General features: G+C 69.3%; 17 protein-coding genes. 10 read left to right on the top strand and 7 right to left on the bottom strand.

Annotation, left to right across the window (positions count from 1 at the left end; all coding sequences use genetic code 11):
- Window positions 1-339 precede the first annotated feature (339 nt).
- Window positions 340-744, bottom strand: coding sequence for a hypothetical protein (locus FG99_RS19425; protein ID WP_051879074.1), 405 nt, complete (start codon window positions 742-744; stop codon window positions 340-342).
- A gap of 124 nt (window positions 745-868) precedes the next feature.
- Window positions 869-3,238 (bottom strand): outer membrane protein assembly factor BamA, encoded by a 2,370-nt coding sequence (bamA, locus tag FG99_RS19420; RefSeq protein ID WP_043271901.1) that lies wholly within the window; start codon window positions 3,236-3,238, stop codon window positions 869-871.
- A 225-nt stretch (window positions 3,239-3,463) separates the two neighbouring features.
- Here bamA and FG99_RS19415 point away from each other — a divergent pair, with 225 nt between their 5' ends.
- Together FG99_RS19415 and FG99_RS19410 are read left to right on the top strand one after the other, a co-directional pair.
- A complete protein-coding gene (locus FG99_RS19415; protein ID WP_043271900.1) occupies window positions 3,464-4,153 on the top strand; it encodes a response regulator transcription factor in 690 nt (229 codons plus the stop codon).
- Window positions 4,150-5,409, top strand: a complete 1,260-nt coding sequence (locus tag FG99_RS19410; protein ID WP_043271899.1) for a HAMP domain-containing sensor histidine kinase — start codon at window positions 4,150-4,152, stop codon at window positions 5,407-5,409. Before FG99_RS19415 ends, FG99_RS19410 begins: the two co-directional genes overlap by 4 nt.
- 3 nt (window positions 5,410-5,412) lie before the next feature.
- Here the strand turns inward: FG99_RS19410 and FG99_RS19405 are convergent, their stop codons facing one another.
- From FG99_RS19405 to FG99_RS19395, 3 genes are read right to left on the bottom strand one after another with little or no spacing between them, the layout of a single operon-like run.
- Window positions 5,413-6,792, bottom strand: coding sequence for an efflux transporter outer membrane subunit (locus tag FG99_RS19405; protein ID WP_043271898.1), 1,380 nt, complete (start codon window positions 6,790-6,792; stop codon window positions 5,413-5,415).
- A complete protein-coding gene (locus FG99_RS19400) occupies window positions 6,792-9,911 on the bottom strand; it encodes an efflux RND transporter permease subunit (RefSeq protein WP_043271897.1) in 3,120 nt (1,039 codons plus the stop codon). Before FG99_RS19400 ends, FG99_RS19405 begins: the two co-directional genes overlap by 1 nt.
- Window positions 9,912-9,920: 9 nt before the next feature.
- Window positions 9,921-11,096 (bottom strand): efflux RND transporter periplasmic adaptor subunit, encoded by a 1,176-nt coding sequence (locus tag FG99_RS19395; protein ID WP_043271896.1) that lies wholly within the window; start codon window positions 11,094-11,096, stop codon window positions 9,921-9,923.
- A 152-nt stretch (window positions 11,097-11,248) separates the two neighbouring features.
- Here FG99_RS19395 and FG99_RS19390 point away from each other — a divergent pair, with 152 nt between their 5' ends.
- Together FG99_RS19390 and FG99_RS19385 are read left to right on the top strand one after the other, a co-directional pair.
- Window positions 11,249-12,643, top strand: coding sequence for an ATP-binding protein (locus FG99_RS19390; protein ID WP_043271895.1), 1,395 nt, complete (start codon window positions 11,249-11,251; stop codon window positions 12,641-12,643).
- Window positions 12,640-13,308 carry a response regulator gene (locus FG99_RS19385; protein ID WP_043271894.1) on the top strand — a complete coding sequence of 223 codons (669 nt, stop codon included), beginning with the start codon at window positions 12,640-12,642 and terminating at the stop codon, window positions 13,306-13,308. The genes FG99_RS19390 and FG99_RS19385 overlap by 4 nt, the downstream gene beginning before the upstream one ends.
- Before the next feature lie 656 nt (window positions 13,309-13,964).
- Here FG99_RS19385 and FG99_RS19380 read toward each other — a convergent pair.
- Window positions 13,965-15,221 carry an OprD family porin gene (locus FG99_RS19380; protein ID WP_043271893.1) on the bottom strand — a complete coding sequence of 419 codons (1,257 nt, stop codon included), beginning with the start codon at window positions 15,219-15,221 and terminating at the stop codon, window positions 13,965-13,967.
- Between the two features lie 382 nt (window positions 15,222-15,603).
- Here FG99_RS19380 and FG99_RS19375 point away from each other — a divergent pair, with 382 nt between their 5' ends.
- From FG99_RS19375 to FG99_RS19350, 6 genes are all read left to right on the top strand, one after another.
- A complete protein-coding gene (locus FG99_RS19375; RefSeq protein ID WP_043271892.1) occupies window positions 15,604-16,380 on the top strand; it encodes an IclR family transcriptional regulator in 777 nt (258 codons plus the stop codon).
- A 199-nt stretch (window positions 16,381-16,579) separates the two neighbouring features.
- Window positions 16,580-17,632, top strand: a complete 1,053-nt coding sequence (locus tag FG99_RS19370; RefSeq protein ID WP_043271891.1) for a Gfo/Idh/MocA family protein — start codon at window positions 16,580-16,582, stop codon at window positions 17,630-17,632.
- Between the two features lie 328 nt (window positions 17,633-17,960).
- The gene (locus FG99_RS19365) at window positions 17,961-18,776 is read left to right on the top strand and encodes a sugar phosphate isomerase/epimerase family protein (protein ID WP_043271890.1); all 816 of its coding nucleotides are present in this window, start codon (window positions 17,961-17,963) and stop codon (window positions 18,774-18,776) included.
- Between the two features lie 82 nt (window positions 18,777-18,858).
- Window positions 18,859-19,737 (top strand): DMT family transporter, encoded by an 879-nt coding sequence (locus FG99_RS19360; protein WP_009622878.1) that lies wholly within the window; start codon window positions 18,859-18,861, stop codon window positions 19,735-19,737.
- 465 nt (window positions 19,738-20,202) lie between these two features.
- The gene (locus tag FG99_RS19355) at window positions 20,203-20,553 is read left to right on the top strand and encodes a type II toxin-antitoxin system RelE/ParE family toxin (RefSeq protein ID WP_043271889.1); all 351 of its coding nucleotides are present in this window, start codon (window positions 20,203-20,205) and stop codon (window positions 20,551-20,553) included.
- Between the two features lie 5 nt (window positions 20,554-20,558).
- The gene (locus tag FG99_RS19350; RefSeq protein WP_043271888.1) at window positions 20,559-20,882 is read left to right on the top strand and encodes a helix-turn-helix domain-containing transcriptional regulator; all 324 of its coding nucleotides are present in this window, start codon (window positions 20,559-20,561) and stop codon (window positions 20,880-20,882) included.
- A gap of 59 nt (window positions 20,883-20,941) precedes the next feature.
- Here FG99_RS19350 and FG99_RS19345 read toward each other — a convergent pair whose 3' ends face one another.
- Entirely contained in the window at window positions 20,942-22,318 is a 1,377-nt protein-coding gene (locus FG99_RS19345; RefSeq protein WP_043271887.1) for an MFS transporter, read from the bottom strand.
- Window positions 22,319-22,566: the final 248 nt, after the last annotated feature.

The following is a 22,566-nucleotide window of genomic DNA, read 5'->3' as shown; positions in this document are numbered from 1 at the left end:
CCCCCCCTCCCCCCCCCCGCCCCGGCCCCCCCCCCCCCGGGGGGGGGGGGGGGGGGGGGGGGGGGGCGGGGTCAACCCGAAACACCGCTGTCGCCGGTAAGCACCGTTCGCGAGCAAGCTCGCGCCTACGAGAAGCCGTGCCTGCCCGCTCCTACAGGTTGACGCCGAATTTCCCCCTCGCGCCGGACGGCCCCCTCTCCCTCCGGGAGAGGGCTGGGGTGAGGGGGCGGGGTCAACCCGAAACACCGCTGTCGCCGGTAAGCACCGTTCGCGAGCAAGCTCGCGCCTACGAGAAGCCGTGCCCGCCCGTGCGGTTGTGGTGATGGGTTTCGCTGTCGCTCAGCCCCGGGGCAACAGCACCCGGGCCGAGGGGTAGAGGCTGGCGGCTACCTTCTGCAGCTCTACCGGGCAGACCAGTTCGCTGATCCACGCCAGGCGGCGCACCGGACCGGGTTTGTCCAGGCGTTGCAGTTCGGCGGATTCGAGCATGGCCTTCATGCGCCAGGCGAGGGCGAACAGCTCCTCGATGAAGGGCGGCGCCACCGTGCCCTGGTGTTCCACCGACAGGCCGCTGGGCGCGTGGCGGATGGCCAGGTGGTAGTGGCTGGCGCCTTTGCCCCCGCCGCTACCGGCGAGGGTGGCGGTGAAGTGCGCGCCGAGGATGCGCGCCAGTTGCCGCTGCACGTCGTGCAGCAGTTGCTGCGGCACTTCTTCCAGCAGCGCGGTGGGGTCGGTCTGGCCCATGGTCGTCCCGGGTTCTGAGTGGCAGGGCGGCGGCCGGGGCGGCCGCCGGAACAGGTGCCGCCAGCATAGGGAAGGCGACTGTGAACTTGGGTTAAGCCGGGGTAAAGGCGGGTAATTGCGTGCCTCAGAAGGTCTGCCCGAGGGAGAACTGGAACACCTCGGTCTCGGCGCCGTCGGGCTTCTTCAGCGGCGTCGCCAGGCTGAAGCTCAGCGGGCCCAGCGGGCTGTACCAGGTCAGGCCGACGCCCACAGACATGGCCATCTGGTCGAGGCTGACGTTGCCGCAGCCCTGGGTGGTGGACAGGTAGCACTTGTCGGCGAAGACGCTGCCGGCATCCCAGAACAGCGTGCTGCGCAGCTGGCTCTGGTCCTTGACGAAGGGCAGCGGGAACAGGTACTCGACGCCGCCGGCGATGAGGATGTTGCCGCCGAACACCTCGGCGTCGCGGTCGGAGTAGTAGGCCTGGCCGGCGCTGGAGTAGTTGCCGGTGGCCGGGGTGCTGCGCGGGCCCAGGGTGCCGTCCTTGAAGCCGCGCACCGAGCCCAGGCCGCCGGCGGTGTAGTTCTCGTAGAAGGGCAGGCCGTCGGTGGAGCCGTAGCCGTTGCCGTAGCCCAGGCTGGTGTGCAGGCGCAAGGCGGTGCGGTCGGTGACCGGGACGAAGCGCTGGGCGCTGTAGTCGAGCTTGTAGAACGACAGGTCGCTGCCGGGCACCGTGGCCATCAGCGTCAGGCTCTGGGAATACCCGCGGGTGGCCAGCACGCCCTTGTTCAGGGTGGATTCGGACCAGCCGATGGAGGCCTTGAGGTTGTTGAAGCTCTTGCCCTCGCGCGCGATGAAGTCGTAGATCTCGTCGGCGCTGTAGGTGCCGGGGCTGATGGCGTCGTGCTGCAGGGTCAGGCCGTAGGTCAGGCGCGAGGTCTCGCTGATCGGGTAGCCGACGCTGACGCCGGCGCCGAAGCTGTCGAGGGAGTAGTACGACACCTCGTCATCGTCGTCGTAGTACTTGCTGTAGTCGGTGCTGCTGTAGAACAGGTTGTAGCCCAGGCTCACGCCGTCGGTGGTGAAGTAGGGGTTGGTGAAGCCGAAGTTGTACTTGGTCTGGTACTCCGAGCGGGTCAGGCCGATGCTGGTGTAGTTGCCGGTGCCGAGGAAGTTGCTCTGGCTGATGGAGCCGCCGAGGATCAGCCCGGCGCTCTGGGAGAAGCCGACGCTGGCGCTGAGCGAGCCGGAGGCCTGTTCCTCGACGCTGTAGTTGACGTCCACCTGGTCGTCGGTGCCGGGCACCGCCGGGGTCTCGACGTTGACCGTCTTGAAGTAGCCCAGGCGCTCCAGGCGCTGCTTGGACTGGTCGATCAGGTAGGTGCTGGCCCAGCCGCCTTCCATCTGGCGCATCTCGCGGCGCAGCACCTGGTCTTCGGTCTTGGTGTTGCCGCGGAAGTTGATGCGGTTGACGTAGGCGCGCTTGCCCGGGTCGACCCCGTAGGTGATGGACACGGTCTTGTCGTCGTCGTGGGCCTCGGGCACGCCGTTGACGTTGGCGAAGGTGTAACCCTCGTTGCCCAGGCGGCGGGTGATCAGGTCGGAGGTGGAGGTCATCACCTTGCGCGAGAACACCTGGCCCGGCTCGACCAGCATCAGCTTCCTGATTTCCTCTTCCGGCACCTTGAGGTCGCCGGTCAGCTTCACTTCGCGGACCTTGTACTTCTCACCCTCGTTGATGTTGACGGTGATGTAGACGTGTTTCTTGTCCGGCGTGATGGACACCTGGGTGGAGGCGATATCCATGTGGATATAACCGCGGTCCAGGTAGTAGGAGCGCAGGCGTTCCAGGTCGCCGGAGAGCTTCTCGCGGGAATACTTGTCGTCGTTCTTGAAGAAGGACAGCCAGTTGCTTTCCTTCAGCTCGAAGAGGCCGGTCAGGTCCTCGTCGGAGAACACGGTGTTGCCGACCACGTTGACGTGGGCGATGGCCGCCACGGTGCCTTCGTTGACGGTGATCTTCAGCGCCACGCGGTTGCGCGGCTGCGGAGTGACCTGGGTTTCGATGGTGGCCGAGTAGCGGCCCTGGGCCACGTACTGGCGCTGCAGTTCGTTGCGCACGCCTTCGAGGGTGGCGCGCTGGAAGATTTCGCCTTCGGCCAGGCCCGACTGCTTGAGGCCCTTCATCAGGTCCTCGGTGCTGATGGCCTTGTTGCCTTCGATCTCGATGCCGGAGATGGACGGGCGCTCGACCACGTCGATGACCAGCACGCTGCCGTCGCGGCCGAGGTGGATGTCCTGGAAGAAACCGGTACGGAACAGCGAGCGCGAGGCTTCCACCAGGGCGTGGTCGTCGGCCTGGTCGCCGACGTTCAGCGGCAGGGCGGCGAACACGCTGCCGGCGGAGACGCGCTGCAGGCCGTTGACGCGGATGTCGGCGATCTTGAAGCCTGCGGCGTGGGCCAGGGCGGCGTTGAACAGCAGGATCGGGAACAGCAGGCGGGTAGGGCGCATCGTGACTTCCAGACAGGCGGTGGCAGGGGGCGCGGACGGTTCGCACGGCGATCGTCCGGGCGCTGCCGCCCGGCCCGGGCTGGCGGCCGATGAGGATAAGAGCGGGCTGTGTTCGGCGCGGTTAACCCAGGGTAAAGATGTGTAAAGTTTGCCCATGCGGCGGTGACAGGGCGGCCCCGCGGAAGGGATCATTGCGCCCTCCAGGCCTTGAACCGCGTGCCCTGCATGATTCCCGTACTGCTGGTCGACGATGACCGCGAACTCACCGAGATGCTCAGCCAGTACCTGGCCCGCGAGGGTTTCCAGGCCACCGCCGTGGGCACCGGCGAGGAAGGCGAGGCCGAGGCCCTGGGTGGTGCCTACGCCCTGGTGGTGCTGGACGTGATGCTGCCGGGCCTGTCCGGCATCGAAGTGCTGCGGCGCATCCGCGCGCGTAGCCAGGTGCCGGTCCTGCTGCTGACCGCGCGGGGCGACAACATCGACCGCATCGCCGGCCTGGAGCTGGGCGCCGACGACTACGTGCCCAAGCCCAGCTCGCCCGGCGAGCTGGTCGCGCGGCTGCGCGCCATCCTGCGCCGGGTGCAGCCCCAGGTGCCGCTCGGCAACGCGCCGGAGGCCATCGGCAGCGGCGCCCTGGCGCTCTGGCCCGGCAAGCGCCAGGCGTTGTGGCACGGCCAGCCGCTGGAGCTGACCGGCACCGAGTTCAGCCTGCTGGAGGTGCTGGTGCGCCGGGCCGGGCAACTGGTCAGCAAGCAGGACCTGTCGCTGGACGCCCTGGGCCGCCCGCTGACCCGCTACGACCGGCGCATCGACGTGCACGTCAGCAGCATCCGCCAGAAGCTCGGCCCGCGCGCCGACGGCAGCAGCTGGATCCAGAGCGTGCGTGGCATGGGCTACCTGCTGATCGTCGAATGAAGCGCGGGCGGCTGTTCTGGAAGCTGTTCCTGGCCTTCTGGCTGGCCAACAGCCTGACCTTCCTGGTGGGCGCCGGCGCCTTCATGTTCGACGAGCTGCGCGGCGACACCCCGGCGCTGCGCTCGCTGCTGGCCACCGAGGTGCGCCTGCTGCAACGCTTCGGCGAGGCGGCGGGGCGCCAGCTGCTGGAGGTGTCGCCGCAGCAGCCGGACGTCCAGGTCGGCCTCTACGACGCCCAGGGCGCGCTATTGGCCGGGCGCGCCGTGGCCCAGGTGCGCTTCGAGCAGGCGGTCACCAGCCAGGACGGCCATCGCCTGCTGCTGCGCGCCTCGGCCGCCACCACCCCCGACCAGGCGCCGCCGCCGCGCAGCCTGGGCCCGTTGTTCACCGGCATGCTGATGAGCGCGCTCTTCGCCCTGCTGCTCAGCCAGTACCTGGCGCGGCCGCTGGTCTGGTTGCGCCAGGCCATGGGCCAGGTCGCCCAGGGCCGCTTCGAGGTGCGCGTCAAGCCGCGCCTGGGGCGGCGCCGCGACGAGATCGTCGACCTGGCCGAGGACTGCGACCGCATGGCCGGGCAGCTCAAGGCGCTGGTGGAGGCGCAGCAGCACCTGCTGCACGACATCTCCCACGAGCTGCGTTCGCCGCTGACGCGGATGAGCGCCGCCATCGGCCTGCTGCGGCAGGCGCCGGGGCAGCCCGGCATGCTGGAGCGCATCGAGCGCGAGTCGCGGCGCATGGACGAGCTGATCGAGCAACTGCTCACCCTGGCGCGGGCCCAGTCGCGCCAGGACAGCGGCGAATACCGCCTGCTGGACGTCGTCGAGCTGCTGGCGCAGATAGTCGAGGACGCCCGCTTCGAAGCGGCGGGCAAGGGCTGCCAGGTGCGCCTTGTAGCCAAGCAGCCGTTCCTCGGCCGCGCCCACGAGGAACTGCTCTACCGGGCCTTCGAGAACGTCATCCGCAACGCCGTGCGCTACACCGCGGCGGGCACCGAGGTGCGCGTGGGCGCGAGCCTGGTGGAGGGTGGCGAACGCCTGGTGGTGTGCATCAGCGACCACGGCCCGGGCGTCGACGAGAGCCGCCTGGGGCGCATCTTCGAACCCTTCGAGCGCGGCCCCGACGCCGGCCCCGACGGCTTCGGCCTGGGCCTGGCTATCGCCAGCCGCGCGGTGCAGCTGCATCACGGGCGGATCGCCGCCGAGCCCGCCGAGGGCGGCGGGCTGCTGGTGCGTATCGAGTTGCCGCGGCTGTTCTAAGCGTTAGCCTTGCCAACCGCCGCCTAGTACTTTGTAGAGGGTGACGCGGTTGACCTGCTCGGCCAGCTCCAGGCTGATCAGCGTCTGCTGCGCGGAGTACAGCGAGCGCTGCGCGTCCAGCACTTCCAGGAAGCTGTCCGAACCCTGCTTGTACAGCGCCAGCGACAGGTCGTAGCTCTTGTCGGTGGCCGCCGTCAGTTCGCGCTGGGCGTCCAGGCGCTCGTTGATGTGGCTGCGCACGGAAAGGGCGTCGGCCACTTCGCTGAAGGCGGTCTGCAGGGCCTTCTCGTAGTTGGCCACGTCGATGTCGCGGGTGATCTTCGCGGCGTCCAGGCCGGCCTGGTTGCTGCCGGCGTCGAAGATCGGCAGGCTGATCGAGGGGGCGAAGCTCCAGGCGCGGCTGCCGGACTTGAACAGCCCGGACAGCTCGCCGCTGGCGCTGCCGCCGCTGGCGGTCAGGCTCACGCTGGGGAAGAAGGCCGCGCGCGCCGCGCCTATGTCGGCGTTGGCCGCCTTGAGCGTGTGCTCGGCGGCGAGCACGTCGGGGCGGCGTTGCAGCAGGCTCGACGGCAGGCCCGCCGGCACCGTCACCAGCAGCGCGGCGTCCAGGCCGGTGTCGCCCGGCAGCAGGCTGGCGTCCAGGCGTTCGCCCACCAGCAGTTCCAGGGCGTTGCGGTCCTGCTCGACCTGGCTGGCGTAGCTGGCCGCCTCGGCGCGCGCCGATTCCACCGTGCTGCGCGCCTGCGCCAGGCTCAGCCCGGACTCGCCGCCCAGGCCGTGGCTGCGCTGCACCAGCTCGTAGGTCTTCTGCTGGCTGGCGTGGGTATCGCGGGCCAGCTTGAGCAACTGCTGGTCGGCGGCCAGGGTCATCCAGGCGCTGGCCACCTCGGCCACCAGGCTGATCTGCGTGCTGCGGCGGGTCTGCTCCAGGGCCAGGTAGTCCTCCAGGGCGGCGTCCTTGAGGTTGCGCAGGCGGCCGAACAGGTCCAGCTCGTAGCTGCTCACGCCCAGGCCGACGCTGTACTGGCTGCTGACCGCCGTGGTGCCGTCGGAGAGGGCGCGCTGGCGGGTGTCCTCGGCGCTGGCCGAGACCGCCGGGAACAGCTCGGCGCGCTGGATGCGGTACTGCGCGCGCTGGTACTCGACGTTCAGCGCCGCCACCCGCAGGTCGCGGTTGTTGGCCAGGGCGCGGGCCACGGTGTCGCGCAGGCGGGCGTCGACGAAGAACTCGCGCCAGTCGACGTCGGCCTGGCTGGCGCCGGCCGGCGCGGCGCCGGGCCATTGCGCCGCCACCGGCGCGGCGGGGCGCTGGTAGTCCGGCGCCAGGTTGACGCAGCCGCCCAGCAGCAAAGCCAGCAGCAAGGGAAGAGGGGAGGTGCGCATCAGGCGTCTCCTTCGACGGTGGCCGGGGCACGGCGCGCAACCAGGCGCTGCACCAGCACGTAGAACAGGGGAATGAAGAACAGGCCCAGCAGGGTCGCCGCGAGCATGCCGCCGAGCACGCCGGTGCCGATCGCCTGGCGCCCGCCGGCGCCGGCGCCCTGGCTCAGCGCCAGGGGCAGCACGCCGAGCATGAAGGCCAGCGAGGTCATCAGCACCGGGCGCAGGCGGATGCGCACCGCTTCCAGTGTCGCGGCGAGCAGGTCCTGGCCGCGGTCGTAGCCTTCCTTGGCGAACTCGACGATGAGGATGGCGTTCTTCGCCGCCAGGCCCACGGTGGTCAGCAGGCCGACCTGGAAGTAGACGTCGTTGGACAGCCCGCGCAGGCCGGTCAGGGCCAGGGCGCCGAGGATGCCCAGGGGCACCACCAGCATCACCGCGAAGGGCACCGACCAGCTCTCGTAGAGCGCCGCCAGGCAAAGGAACACGAAGAGGATGGAAATGGCGTAGAGCAGCGGCGCCTGGTTGCCGGCCAGGCGTTCCTGGTAGGACTGCCCGGTCCAGGCGTAGCCGATGCCCTCGGGCAGCTGCGCCATGATCGCCTGCACCGCGGCCATGGCGTCGCCGGAGCTGACGCCGGCGGCCGGCTCGCCGACGATCTCGTAGGCGCCGAAGCCGTTGTAGCGCTCCAGCAGCGGCGAGGCGGTGCTCCAGCCGGTGCTGACGAAGGTGGCCAGCGGCACCATGGCATCCTGGTCGTTGCGCACGTACCAGTCGCCGATGTCCTCGGCCTGCATGCGCTTGTCGGCGTCGCCCTGCAGGTAGACCTTCTTCACCCGCCCGGCGTCGAGGAAGTCGTTCACGTAGCTGCCGCCCAGGGCCACGCTCAGGGTGTCGTTGATGTCGCTGGCGGCCACACCCAGCGCGCCGGCCTTGCGGTCGTCGATGTGCAGGTCCAGCTGCGGGGTGTCTTCCAGGCCCTGGGCGCGCACGTTGGCCAGGCGCGGGTCCTGGCGGGCCAGTTCGATGAAGCGGTTGCGCGCCGCCAGCAGCTCGGCGTGGCCGAGGCCGGCGAGGTCCTGCAGCTCGACGTCGAAGCCGGAGCTTTCGCCCAGGCCCTGGATGGCCGGCGGGGCGATGACGAAGACGTCGGCATCGATGATCCCGGCCAGCGCCCGGTTGGCCCGCCGCGCCACCGCCGCGGCGCTGTGCGCCTCGCCCTGGCGCTGGCTCCAGTCCTTGAGCTTGATGAAGCCGCGGCCGCTGTTCTGCGCGTTGCCGCCGTTGCCCAGGCCGCGCACGGTGAGCACCGTGTCCACCTCCGGCTGCTGCAGCAGGTAGTCCGTCACCTGGCGGGTGACCGCCTGCAGGCGCTCGTCGGTGCCGCCCACCGGCAGGGTCATCTGCATCATCAGCATGCCCTGGTCCTCCTCGGGGAGGAACGCGGTGGGCAGCTTGTGGAACATCAGCCCGACGCCGGCCAGCACCAGCGCGTAGACCGCCAGCGCGCGCACGGGCCGCGCCAGTAGGTTGCCGACGCCGCGCTGGTAGCGCCGCGAGCCGGCCTCGAAGTTGCGGTTGAACCAGCCGAAGAAGCCGTGCCGCGGCTGGCCGTGGCCGGGCTTGAGCAGGGTGGCGCACAGCGCCGGGGTGAGGGTCATGGCCACCAGCACCGACAGCGTCATGGCGGCGACCATGGTCACCGAGAACTGCCGGTAGATCACCCCGGTGGAGCCGCCGAAGAAGGCCATGGGCACGAACACCGCCGAGAGCACCACGGCGATGCCCACCAGCGCGCCGCTGATCTCGCCCATCGACTCGCGCGTGGCCTCCCGTGGCGACAGGCCGCGCTCGGCGATGATCCGCTCGACGTTCTCCACCACCACGATGGCGTCGTCCACCAGCAGGCCGATGGCCAGGACCATGGCGAACATGGTCAGGGTGTTGATCGAGTAGCCCATCAGCGCCAGCACGCCGAAGGTGCCCAGCAGCACCACCGGCACGGCGATCGCCGGGATCAGCGTGGCGCGCAGGTTCTGCAGGAATAGGTACATGATCAGCACCACCAGGGCGATGGCCTCGAACAGCGTCTTGACCACCTCCTCGATGGAAATCTTCACGAAGGGCGCGGTGTTGTAGGCTACCTCGGCGCGCAGCTGCAGCCGGCTGGGGAAGAACTGCTGCAGCTCGGCCACCTTGGCCTGCACCGCCTCGGCCACGTCCAGGGCGTTGGCGCCGGTGGCCAGGCTGATGGCCAGGCCGCCGGAGGGGCGCCCGCCGTGCTCGGCGACCACGTCGTAGCTCTCGCTGCCCAGCTCCACCCGCGCCACGTCGCCGAGGGTGACCACGGCGCCGTTGCTGGCGTACTTGAGCACCACCTCGCGGAACTGCGCCGCGGTCTTGAGCTTGCTGCGCGCATTGATGCTGGCGTTGAGCTGCTGCCCCGGGCGCGCCGGCAGGGCGCCGAGCTGGCCGGCGGAGGTGTCGACGTTCTGCGCCTGCAGGGCGCTGCTGATGTCCGAGGGCATCAGCGAGTACTGCTTGAGCTTGTCCGGGTCCAGCCAGATGCGCATGGCGTAGCTGGAGCCCAGGGTGGTCACCTCGCCGACACCGCTGACGCGGCTGACCTGGTCGTACAGGGTGCTGGCGATGAAGTCGCTGATGTCGGTGGCGCCGACCTCGGGGTTGTCCGAGACCAGCGAGAGGATGATCAGGAAGTCGCTGGAGGAATTGCGGATCTCGATGCCCTGCTGCTGCACCTCGTCGGGCAGCCGCGCCTTGGCCTGCTCCAGCTTGGTCTGCACCTGCATCTGCGCGGTGTTGATGTCGGTGCCGGCGTCGAAGGTCAGGGTGATGCTGGCGCTGCCCGCCGAGCTGCTGCTGGAGGACATGTAGGTGAGGCCGTCCAGGCCGGTCATCTGCTGCTCGATGACCTGGGTCACCGAGTCTTCCATGGTCTTGGCCGAGGCGCCGGTGTAGGTGGCGCTGAGGCGGATCTGCGGCGGCGCGATGCTGGGGTACTGGGCCAGCGGCAGCTGGAAGATGGCCAGGGTGCCGCCGAGCATCACCAGGATGGCGAGCACCCAGGCGAAGATGGGCCGGTCGATGAAGAAGCGTGCCATGGCGGGTCCTCAGTCGCGCGCGTCGTTCTGCGCGGTCAGCTGCGCGTCCAGGGTCTTGACCTGCTGGCCGACGCGGACCTTCTGCGCGCCCTGGACGATCAGTTGGTCGCCGTCCGCCAGGCCCTTGTCGACCCACCAGCGGTTGCCCACCGCGCGGGCCAGGCTCAGCTGGCGCTGCTCGACCTTGCCGTCGACCACCACAAGGGCGGTGGCCTGGCCGCGCTCGTTGCGGGCCACGCCCTGCTGCGGCACCAGGATGGCGTCCGGCTGCACGCCCTCGGCCAGCGTCGCCTTCAGGTACATACCCGGCAGCAGCAGGCCCTCGGGGTTGGGCACCAGGGCGCGCAGGGTCACGCTGCCGGTGCTCTCGTCGACGCTCACGCCGTTGAAGGTCAGGGTGCCCTCGTGGGCGTAGGCGCTGCCGTCCTCCAGCTGCAGGCTGATGCGCGTGGCGTCCTGCGCCTCGGCGGGGGCGAGCTTGCCCTCGGCCAGCTCGCGCTTGAGGCGCAGCAGGGTGGTGCTGGGCTGGGTGAAGTCGACGTAGATCGGGTCCAACTGCTGCACGGTGGTCAGGGCGGTGGTCTGCTCGGCGGTGACCAGCGCGCCGGCGGTGACCGAGGAGGTGGCCGTGCGCCCGGAGATCGGCGCGTCGATCCGCGTGTAGCCCAGGTTGATGCGCGCCGTCTTCAGCGCCGCCTGGGCCGACTGCAGGCTGGCGCGGGCCTCCAGCAGCGCGGCCTGGGCGCTCTCGTTGTCCTCCGCGCTGATGGCGTCGATCTTCACCAGCTGGGCGTCGCGCCGGGCCTTGAGTTCGGCCGCCTTCAGGGTGGCGCGGGCGGAAGTGACGCTGGCCTCGGCCTGGGCCAGGGCGGCCTCGTAGGGCTGCGCGTCGATCTGGTACAGCGCCTGGCCGGCCTTCACCATCTGGCCTTCCTCGAACAGCCGCCGCTGGATGATGCCGCCGACCTGCGGGCGGATCTCCGCCACCAGGTGCGCGCTGGCGCGGCCGGGGAGGGTGAGGCTGAGCGCCTGGGGCGCGCTGCGCACCTGGTAGATGCCGACCTCCTGCAGGTCGGCTTGCGGCGCGGCCGCCTCGTCGTCGAGGCAGCCGCCCAGGGCGAGCAGGCCGGCGCCCAGCAACAGGGCGCGGGCCAGCGAGGAAAGCGGGGGGGCGAGGGGGGGCATCCGGGACTCCGATCCTGGGTTGGATTCAGCGTCAAGGGTGCTCGGCGAATGTGCAGGCAATGTGCAGAAATCTGGGAGATTGCCCGCCGCGCCTTGAAGGGCCGCGGGGGCCGCGCTTCAATGGCGGCATCCCGACAGAGCCCGGCGGTGCCATGAAAATCAGCCTCTCCAGCAAATTCTTCCTGGCCATGCTGGCGGTCTGCGCCTTCGCCGTGCTGGGCATGGTCTTCGCCGCCTACCTGAGCCTCAGGTACGGCTTCCTCGGCTACCTCAACCAGCAGGCCGAGGAGCGCATGGAACTCATCGTCCCGCGCGCCGAGCGGGCCTTCGCCACCCACGGCAGCTGGGACTTCATCCGCCGCGACCACGAACAGTGGTTCGACATGCTGCGCCCCGACGCGGCGACCCAGGACCGCGACTTCGACCCCAGCCTGCTGACCGTCTCCGACCTCACCGGCGCCTTCGTCCGCTTCGCTCTGCTGGACGAGGCGCAGCGCCTGATCATCGGCTACCAGGCGCCGCCGCGGGAGATGGTCCTGCGGCCGATCCGCCACCAGGGCCAGGTGGTCGGCTGGATGGCCCTGGCGCCGCTGCAGTCGGTGACCAGCGTCGGCGACCGGCGCTTCCAGCTCAACCAGCTGCGCTCCAGCCTGCTCATCGGCCTGGCCTGCCTGCTGGCCACGGCGGTGATCGCCTGGTGGCTCACCCGCAGCCTGCTGCGGCCGATCCGCCAGGTGGCCGGGGCCACCCATCGCCTGGCCGCCGGCGACTACGCCATCCAACTGCCGGTGCGCTCGGCCGACGAGGCCGGCCAGCTGGCCGCCGACTTCAACCGCATGGCCGCCACCCTGGCCAGCAACGAACGCCTGCGCCGCGACTTCATGGCCGATATCTCCCACGAGCTACGCACCCCGCTGGCGGTGATGCGCGCCGAGCTGGAGGCCATGGAGGACGGCATCCGCCCCCTGGACGGCGCCGCCCTGCGCTCGCTGCAGGCCGAGGTGGGGGCCCTGGCCAAGCTGGTGGACGACCTCTTCGACCTGTCCCTGGCCGAGGTCGGCGGGCCCACCTACCGCCGCGAGCGCATCGACCTGCGGGTGCTGCTGCCGGTGGTGGCCGACGCCTTCCGCGCCGGCTTCGCCGAACGCGGCCTGGCCCTGGACGTAGAGCTACCCGACGAGCCGCTGTGGGTGCTGGGCGACGAGTCGCGCCTGGGCCAACTGCTGCACAACCTGCTGGAGAACAGCCGGCGCTACACCGACCCCGGCGGCCGCACCGTGCTGCGCGCGCTGCGCGAGGGCGAACGGGTGCTGGTACAGTGCGAGGATTCCGCGCCGGGCGTCGACCCGGCGGCGCTGGAGCGCCTGTTCGAGCGCTTCTACCGCGCCGAGCGCTCGCGCAACCGCGCCAGCGGCGGCACCGGCCTGGGCCTGGCGATCTGCCGCGGCATCGCCGAGGTGCACGGCGGCCGCCTGAGCGCCCGGGCATCGAGCATGGGAGGGTTGCTGATGACGCTGGAACTGCCGCAGGCCGGAGACGCGCCATGAGCCAGGGCGACATCCTGCTGGTGGAAGACGAACCCAAGCTGGCCGCGCTGGTGGGCGACTACCTGCGCGTCGCCGGCTACCAGGTGGAACACCTCGCCGACGGCAACGCGGTGATCCCGGCGCTGCGCGGCAAGACCTACGACCTGCTGCTGCTCGACCTGATGCTGCCCGGCCGCGACGGCCTGGACATCTGCCGCGAGCTGCGCGGCTTCAGCCGCATGCCGCTGATCATGATGACCGCGCGGGTCGAGGAGATCGACCGCCTGCTGGGCCTGGAACTGGGCGCCGACGACTACATCTGCAAACCCTTCTCCCCCCGCGAACTGGTGGCGCGGGTCAAGGCCGTGCTGCGCCGCAGCGGCGCCCAGGCGCCGAGCCTGGGCCTGGAACTGGACCCGCAGGCCTTCCAGGCGCGCTACCTGGGCGTGGCGCTGGACCTCACCCCGGTGGAGTTCCGCATGCTCGCCGCCCTGGCCGCACGCCCCGGCCAGGTGCTGTCCCGCGACCAGTTGATGAACCACATCTACCAGGACCACCGCGTGGTCGCCGACCGCACTGTCGACAGCCACGTGAAGAACCTGCGACGCAAACTGGCGGCGGTGGCCCCGGGGCACGATCCCATCCGCTCGGTATACGGCGTGGGCTACAGCCTTGAGGCCGGGTAGGGCGAGGCCCGGCCCGCTACGGTCGAACTCAACCGTAGGGCGGATAACCGTTCGCGGTTATCCGCCGTTTGACCTTGATCCCCGGCGCGCCGCGGATTCGACCATGGAGCGCCTGTTCGAGACCCCGGTCACGCAAGGCTCCAGGACGCCCCCGTAGGAGCGGATTCCATCCGCGATTCCTACGCTGCATCAGCCATGGCGCGCCAATAAATGTAGGAGCGCGCCCTGCGCGCGAATCGCGGGCAGGGCCCGCTCCTACGAAGAGCCCCACGGCGTGGCAGGCAAGGCAGCCCCGTAGGATGGGTTGAGCGAAGCGATACCCATCGCCGCCACCGCATGGGTTTCGCCAAGGCTCAACCCATCCGTTGAGGCGCACCCTGACGGAGTCGGCAAGACAGTTGCTCCTACTTGAACGTGGGTTCGAAAGTGGGTCCAGCGTAGGAGCGGATTCCGTCCGCGATAACCGCGGTTTCCGGCGCACAACCATGCCCCTGTAGGAGCGCGCCCTGCGCGCGAATCGCGGGCAGGGCCCGCTCCTACAGGTGGGCGCATTGTAGGAGCGAGCTTGCTCGCGAACAGACTCCGCTGCGGGGCTCATTCGCGAGCAGGAACCAGGCGTCCCCCCTCGATCCTACGAAAAGCGCCCGGTTCGGGCGTTACAACAGATCCAGCGGATAACTCACGATCAACCGGTTCTCGTCGAAGCTGTTGGTCCTTCCCCAGTCGCGGCGCATGGTCGAGTTGCGCCACTTCAGGTTCAGCGTCTTCAGCGGCCCGGACTGCACGGTGTAGGCCAGCTCGCTCTCGCGGCCCCATTCGATGCCGTCATCGGTGCTGGCGTTGTACACGTTGCTGCCGTGGATGTAGCGGTTCATCAGGGTCAGGCCGGGGAGGCCGAGGCCGGCGAAGTCGTAGTCGTAGCGCAGCTGCCAGGAGCGCTCCTTGGCGTTCTCGTAGCTGGAGTTGTAGCTGTCGTTGGCCAGGGTGCCGCCGCTGGCGCCGTTGACGCGGAACCACTCGTCGTCGCCCATGATCTTCTGCAGGCCCAGGTAGAAGGTGCCGGCGCCGTACTTGGCGGAGAACAGCCCGGAGGCGGTGCGGTTGTCCAGGTCGCCGGCGCGGGCGCTGCCGTCTTCCTTGCCCCAGAAGTAGCCGAGGTTGGCACCCAGCACCCAGTCGCCCACCGGCTGGAAGTGCTGCACTTGCAGGTATTGCTGCTGGTAGATGTCCTTCAGCTCGGCGTTCCACAGGCCGACCAGGGTGCGCTCGCCGTTGAAGCGGTATTCGCCGCCGACGAAGTCGAAGCGGTCGGAGGTGTAGGCCGTGCGGTTGAACAGGCTCATGTCCTCCATGCTGGCGTCGTTGCGCGGGCTGTTCTGGCGGAACTGGCCGCCGTAGAGAGTCAGCCCGGCGAGTTCCTTCGAGGTCACCTGCGCGCCCTGGAAGGTCTGCGTCAGCGAACGGCCGTCGTCGGAACGCAGGATCGGCAGTGCCGGCGCCCATTCGCCGACCTTCAGCTCGGTCTTGGAAATGCGCGCCTTGCCGGCCACCGCCAGGCGGCCGAAGTCGTCGGCCGGGCGGCCATCGTCGTGCACCGGCAGCAACTGGGTGCCGGCGGTGCCCTTGCCGCCATCGAGCTTGACGCTGTACAGGCCGAGCATGTCCAGGCCCAGGCCGACGGTGCCCTGGGTGAAGCCGGACTTGAAGTCGAGGATGAAGTTCTGCGTCCACTCCTCGGCCTTGCCCTGGGCGGTGTCGCCCAGGTAGTTGCGGTTCATGTAGAAGTTGCGCAGCGTCAGGCTCGACTTGGCGTCTTCGAGGAAGCCGTCGGCGAAGGCGGGCAGGGTGGTACCGGCCAGGGCCAGGGCGGCGGGCAGGTAACGGGGAAAACGACGGATGCAGGGGTAGCCCATGACGATCTCTCTGGAGTCATTGTTGTGGGAGAGGCTTGTGCGGCGCGGCGGGGCGCCGGGAAGCGCGGCGCTAGGCGGCCGGGTGGCCCGGCGTTCGCGGATCGAAAGAGGGGCGTGTGCTGTGTGGCATGGCTCTGGACCTTCTTGTAATTGTTCGAGGGTGTTCGCGTCCGAGGGCAGCAGGCGCTGCCGGGTGTTTCGGTACGGCTCGATAGTGGAAGGGCGGCGGACGGCGGACAATCGGCGAAAACGCTTCTTGTGCGAATAGCGAACATTAATTAACCGGTTCGAACATTTAGCGAAGGCATCCGATCCAGCCCGGCGGTTCCCCGGCCCGGTCGATCTCATTAGAATCCGCCGATCCTCGTAGTGGACGACGCCCATGGCCGGTAGCCAGATCGAACGTGCCTTCAGCCTTCTCGAAAGCCTCACCAGCGAGCCGCGCGGCTTGCCGATGCAGACCCTCGCCGAGCGCCTGGAGATACCCAAGAGCGCCACCCACCGCATGCTCGCCGAGCTGATCCGCCTGGGCTACGTGCGGCAGAACCCGGAGAACGCCCGCTACCAGCTGTCCACCAAGCTGGTGGCGCTGGGCTTCCGCTACCTGTCCTGCAGCGGTGCCGACATCGTCCAGCCGATCCTCGACCGCCTGGCCCAGGACAGCGGCGAACTGGTGCGCCTGGGGGTGATCGACGGCAGCCGCCAGACCTGGATCGCCAAGTCCCAGGGCGCCCGCTCGGGGCTGCGCTATGACCCGGACATGGGCCGCGACGCGCCGCTGTTCTACACCGCCTCCGGGCACGCCTGGCTGGCCAGCCTGGACGACGCCCAGGCCCTGGAACTGGTGCGCCGGCAGGGCGTGGGCGACCCCGCCAACTTCGGCCCGCGCGCGCCGCGCAGCGAGGACGAACTGCTCGGCTACCTGCGCCGTGCCCGCGAGCGTGGCTACGCCTGGGTCGAAGAAACCTCGGCGCTCGGCACCTCGGCCCTGGCCGCCGTGGTGCACAGCCCGGTGGACCGCCGGGCGATCGGCGTGCTGAGCATTGCCGGGCCCAGCGTGCGCCTGCCGGAAGCGCGCCTGCATGAACTGGCGCCTCTGCTGCTGGCCGCCAGCGCCGAGCTGTCCGCCGCCAGCCAGGCTTCCGACCTCTTCGCCTGATTCCCCCTTGCTTGCTGGCCTTCCTCCCGCGGAGGAGGGCCGCTTGCGCCTGCCCGGATGTAACGGCGGTCGATAATCGCCCGCTGCTTGTCGCATTGCGCTTGAGTAAAAATGGAACCGAGTTCTAAATTTGCTCATGCCATTCCATGGAGCCCCGTGCAGCGAGGCTCCAGCACAACAAGCAGAAGAGGAATCCCGCGTGACCGCTCCCTTGCGCATTGCCCTGATCGGCGCCGGCATCATGGGCCGCCAGCATCACCAGCACCTGCTCCAGGTGCCCGCCCTGCAACTCTGCGCGGTGGCCGACCCGGGCCCTGGCGCGGCCGGGTTCGCCGCCGAGTGCGGGGTGCCGTACTACGCCGACCACCGGCGCATGCTGGAAGCGGCGCAACCGCAGGCGGCGATCATCGCCAACCCCAACAACCTGCACGTGACCACCGCCCTGGACTGCCTGGCCGCCGGCGTGCCGGTGCTGCTGGAGAAGCCGGTGGGCGTGCACCTGGACGAAGTGCGCGAGCTGGTGGAGGCGAGCCGGGGCAGCGGCGTGCCGGTGCTGGTCGGCCATCACCGCCGGCACAACCCGCTGATCGGCAAGGCGCGGGAAATCCTGGCCGCGGGCGACCTGGGCCGGCTGGTCAACGTCACCGCGCTGTGGCAGCTGCAGAAGCCCGACAGCTACTTCGAAGTGCCCTGGCGCCGCGAGCCGGGCGCCGGCTTCCTGCTCACCAACCTGATCCACGACCTCGACCTGCTGCGCTACCTGTGCGGCGAGGTGGCGCAGGTGCAGGCCTTCACCGGCAACGCGGTGCGCGGCCTGGTCAACGAGGACAGCGCGGCCATCCTCCTGCAGTTCGAGAACGGCGCCCTTGGCAGCCTGACCGGCTCCGACGGCGTGGCCGCGCCCTGGAGCTGGGAGCTGGATTCCGGCGAGAGCCCGGTCTACCCGCGTCAGGTCGACCAGCCCTGCTACCTGCTGGCCGGCACCGAGGGTGCGCTGAGCATCCCGCAGTTGCAGCGCTGGCACTACGCGCAGCCGGGCGCCGGCTGGCACCAGCCGTTGCTGCGCAGCAGCGAGCCCTTCACCCCGGGCGAGGCGCTGCGCCGGCAACTGGAGCATTTTGTGCGTGTGGTGCATGGCGAGGAGCAGCCGCTGACCGACGCCGTGGACGGCGGCCGCACCCTGGCGCTGATCGAGGCCATCCGCGAGGCCGCCGCCAGCGGCCGGGCGTGTGCGCCGGCGCGGGTTGAGTGAATGAACCCGTACGGGAGAGGGGCCACCGTAGGATGGGTGGAGCGAAGCGATACCCATCACCACGACCGCATGGGTATCGCAAGCTCAACCCATCCTACAAGTTGACGCCGAGCTTCCCGTCCATGCCGGACAGCCCCCTCTCCCGCTTGCGGGAGAGGGTTGGGGAGAGGGCGCTCTTGAACCTGACACCTGGGCTGCCGGTGAATACCGTTCGCGAGCAAGCTCGCTCCTACGAAAAGGAAAAGCGCCTTGGCGCGGCCTGCAAGCCACGCGATTCGCGCCCAGGGGGCGCTCCTACAATTCACCTGTGAACCGGATACCGATACCCATGACCGACCGAATCTTCTCCCTCGCCGCTCTGACTGTCCTCGAACTGTCGCCGCCGGACATGGTCGAGGTCGCCGCCCGCGCCGGCTACAGCCACGTCGGCCTGCGCCTGGTGCCGGCCACCGCCGAGGAGCACCACTTCCCGCTGGTGGCCGATGCCGAGCTGCGCCGGCAGACCCAGGCGCGCCTGCGCGACACCGGCATCCGCGTGCTGGACCTGGAAATCCTGCGCCTGAAGCCGGAGACCCGCGTGGCCGACTTCGAGCCCATCCTCGCCGTCGGCGCCGAGTTCGGCGGCACGGAGCTGCTGGTGGCCGGCAACGACGCGGATGAGGCGCGCATGACCGAACGCTTCGCCGAGTTGTGCGAATTGGCCGAGGGCTACGGCATTCATCCGCACCTGGAGTTCATGCCCTGGACCGACGCCCCCGACCTGGCCACGGCCTGGCGCGTGGTGCGCAACGCCGGGCGCGACAACGGCTGCGTGCTGGTCGACGCCTTCCACTTCGACCGTTCCGGCTCATCCTTGCAGGATCTGGCGCAGCTGCCGGCCTCGCGCATGCGCTATGCCCAGTTGTGCGACGTGGCCGGCCCACGCCCGGACGACATGCAGGAAATCCTCCGCCAGGCGCGCAACGAGCGGCGCTTCCCCGGCGATGGCGACTGCGACCTGGCGGGTCTGTTGCGGACCTTGCCGGCGAGCGTGCCGCTGAGCCTGGAAATCCCCACCCGGCAGTTGCTGGAGCAGGGCGTCAGCGCCCTGGAGCGGGCCAGCCTGGCGCTGGACAAGGCACGCACGGTGCTCGCCCGGCTCTGATGCCGGCAACTGCGCCATTCCCATCCACCCGTTCGCCCGGCACACTGCCGGGCGCCTTGCTTTGTAAACCACGGGAAACCCGATGACCGCCGCCTCCGCGTTGTCCGGCAGCAGCCAGCCCCTGAAGGGCATCCTTCTGGTGGTGCTGGCCACCTCGCTGTTCTCCACCCACGACGCCCTGTCCAAGTACCTCTCCGGCTTCTACCCGATCCTGCTGGTGGTCTGGGCCCGCTACGTGGTGCACACGCTGCTGATGGCCGGCATCTTCCTGCCGCAGTCGGGCCTGCGCGTGCTGCGCACCCGCCGGCCGGGGCTGCAGACCCTGCGCGCGCTGTGCCTGCTGGGCACCAGCCTGCTGTTCACCACCGGCCTGCAGTACATCCCCCTGGCGGAGGCCACGGCGGTCAATTTCCTCGCACCGCTGATGGTCACCGCGCTGTCGGTGCCGCTGCTGCACGAGAAGGTCAGCGCCGGGCAATGGGCCGCGGTGAGCCTGGGCTTCGCCGGGGTGCTGGCGATCGTCCATCCCGGCGGCGAACTGTTCACCCCGGCGGTGTTGCTGCCGCTGGGTTCGGCGCTGTGCTTCTGCTTCTACCAGCTGCTGACGCGCAAGCTGGCGGCGGTGGACAGCCCGACCACCAGCAACTTCTTCGCCGGCCTGCTGAACACCGCGCTGACCACTGCGATGGTGCCCTTCGTCTGGCACACCCCGAGCCTCGGTCACGCGCTGCTGATGCTCGCCCTGGGCACCTGCGGCATGTCTGCCCACCTGTTCCTCACCCAGGCCTTCCGCCATGCCGCCCCGGCGCTGCTGGCGCCCTTCGGCTATTGCCAGATCGTCTTCGCCGGGCTGATCGGCTGGCTGGTCTTCAGCCACGTGCCGAGCGCCAGTGCTTTGGTGGGCATTGCTGTGATCTGCCTGAGCGGGCTGGCGGCGGCCTGGATGCAGCGGCGGGGGTGAGGGGTGGTGTAGGAGCGAGCTTGCTCGCGAATGGAGTTTCACGGTGGCGTCGGTGCCGGGTTCAAGAGCCCCTCACCCCAACCCTCTCCCGGAGGGAGAGGGGGCTGTCCTGAGCCGCCGGGAAGTCTGGAGTCATCCTGATACTCCTGGAGCGTAGGGTGCATAACCGTTCGCGGTTATCCGCCGTTGGCCGTGCCACCGATGCGTCCGGCGGGCCGGTGAATCCGATCGCGGACTCTGTCCGCGATTTTCCGCTGCGGGGCGTCGGACCTGGGCTCTCGCGATGTAGGCAACTTCCGTTTCTTCTCCAGGGTGATAGCCAGGTGTGCAGCAGCGCACCCCGGGCAGGCGCCCGGTAACCGTACTTTCTTCCCCTCGCACAGACGCCGGTGAGGGGGATTCCATTCCCGAAGCAGCACTCGCCTCGTCTGAGGCCTATTGGTAAATGGTAACGAGGAGGTTACTATGGCGGCCATAGAGGTGGTCGAGTATGTCCGGGAAGACGCGTCCTGCCCCTATCAGGAGTGGTTCGACTCCCTGCATTTCCAGGCGGCGGCCAAGGTTGCCACCGCCAAGGTGCGCATGGCGGTGGGCAACACCTCCAATGTCAAATGGTTCGATGGCATCGGCGAATACCGCATCGACTGGGGCCCGGGCTACCGGATCTACCTGGCGAGGGACGGCGAGGCGCTCATCGTGCTGTTCGGTGGTGGCAGCAAGGCCGGCCAGGCGGCGGATATCCGCAAGGCGAAGGTGCTGCACGCCGAGTACAAGCAACGCAAGAAGGCCCGGTTCGGGCCGCAGATGAGAGGGTGATTCCAATGGTACTGACCAGGGATTTCAAACAGACCGTCGTCGCGCGGGTGCAGCGCGAACCGGCATTCGCCACCGCGCTGCTCGACGAGGCCGCCTCGCTGTTCCTCAACGGCGAGCCGGACGCCGCGCGCCTGATCCTCCGCGATCTGGTCAACGCCACCCTGGGCTTCGAGCGCCTGGCGCTGGAGACGGAACGGCCGAGCAAAAGCCTGCACCGCATGCTGTCGGCCTCGGGTAATCCGGGCATGGACAACCTGGCGGCGATCTTCGATGCCCTGCGCCGTACCCTGGGGGTGGAAATCCAGGTGCGGGCAGTGCATGTCGCCTGACGCCGCCCCACGAAAAAGGCCCCTCACGGGGCCTTTTTTCATGCTCGGGCATTACCTGTTCAGTGGCTCGCCACCCGCAGGCTGTTCTGCCGCGCGCTGTCGTAGGCGGCTTTTTCCAGCGGCTTGGCGTCAGGCTTTCCCAGGTCTTCCATCGGCAGGCGGTGGGTTTCCGGGGCCAGGTAGGCGGCGAAGGCGCACAGGCAGGTGATGAGGAAGGCCAGGCTGCCGATCACCATCGGGACGTTGTCCGAGCCGGGCGGGGCGACGGCGGCGAACAGCGCCGGCAGCATGGCGGTGAGCATGGTGCCGATGTTCTGCGCGATGGCCATGGCCGAGACGCGGTAGCGGGTCTGGAACAGCTCCGGGTAGAAGGACGGGAACACCGCGTTGTAGCCCTGGTACACCAGGCCCCACATCAGCAGCGACATGAGGAAGGCCAGCGGCACGTTCTGGATGCTGATGGCGTACAGGTAGCCGAAGGCGAGCAGGCCCGAGCCCAGGGCGCCAAAGATCAGCGTCGGACGGCGGCCGATGCGGTCGGAGAGGTTGCCGACGAAGGGAATGGCCAGCACCGCGACTATGTTGCCCACCACCGGGATCCACAGGTACACGCTCTTGTCGAAGCCGATGCCGTAGGCCGGCTGCACCGCGTAGGCCGCGCCGAAGATGGTGGCCACCACCGGGATCACGTTCATCAGCGACATGACCATCACCAGCAGCATCTGCTTCCAGCTGTTGCGGAAGGCTTCGGCGATCGGCGACTTGGCCACCTGCTGCTTGGCTTCCTCATTGACGAAGGCCGGGGTCTCGTGGACTTCGCGGCGGATGATCAGGCCGGCGATCAGCACCACGGCGCTGAGCAGGAAGGGAATCCGCCAGCCCCAGGCGTTGAAGGCGTCGTTGGGCATGAAGTAGGCCAGCGGCAGGAACACCGCGGCGGCCATCACCTGGCCGGCCTGCACGCCCTGCAGGGTATAGCTGGCGAAGTAGCCGCGGCGGCCGAAGGGCGCGTGTTCGAGGATCATCGAGCTGGCTCCGGAGATTTCCCCGGCCACGGCGAAGCCCTGCACCAGGCGCAGCACCACCAGCAGCGCCGGGGCGAGGAAGCCGACGTCGTGGTAGGTCGGCAGCAGGCCCACGGCCATGGTCGACAGGCCCATCATGAACATGCACAGCAGCAGTACGTTCTTGCGCCCGCGGGTATCGCCCCAGTGGCCGAGGAAGAAGGCGCCGATCGGGCGGGCCAGGTAGCCCACGCCGTAGGTCGCCAGCGACGCGACTATGGCCATCTTCGGGTCGGAAGAGGGGAAGAACAGCTGCGGGAAGATCAGCGCAGCGGCCTGGGCGTAGATGAAGAAGTCGTAGTACTCGAGGGCCGAGCCGATCCAGCCACTGGCGGTGGCTTTCTTGGCTTGGGAGCTGGAGGAAGTCGCCATCGTTGTCTCCGGTTCTTGTTGTTGTCGGTGCCTGCCCGGGCGCCGCGCCCTTCAGGGGCGTGTGCGCTGATCGAACAGGGGCACTGAGGTCGTCGCTAAGGCCCCTGGCCGGGGCCCGTATCGGAAATGCGCCGGCGGCGCGGCTCAGGGCTGAGGGCGAGCCGGCGTTCGCGCAGGGCTGGAGACGGCGGCGGTGGGGAGGCGTGCAGTCAACATGGGCAGGGACTCTTGTTGAAATTGTTATAGGG

This window comes from Pseudomonas sp. AAC, assembly GCF_000725445.1.
In the GTDB taxonomy this organism is placed as follows: Bacteria; Pseudomonadota; Gammaproteobacteria; order Pseudomonadales; family Pseudomonadaceae; genus Pseudomonas; species Pseudomonas citronellolis.
This window is presented reverse-complemented; position numbering and strand designations above follow the sequence as displayed.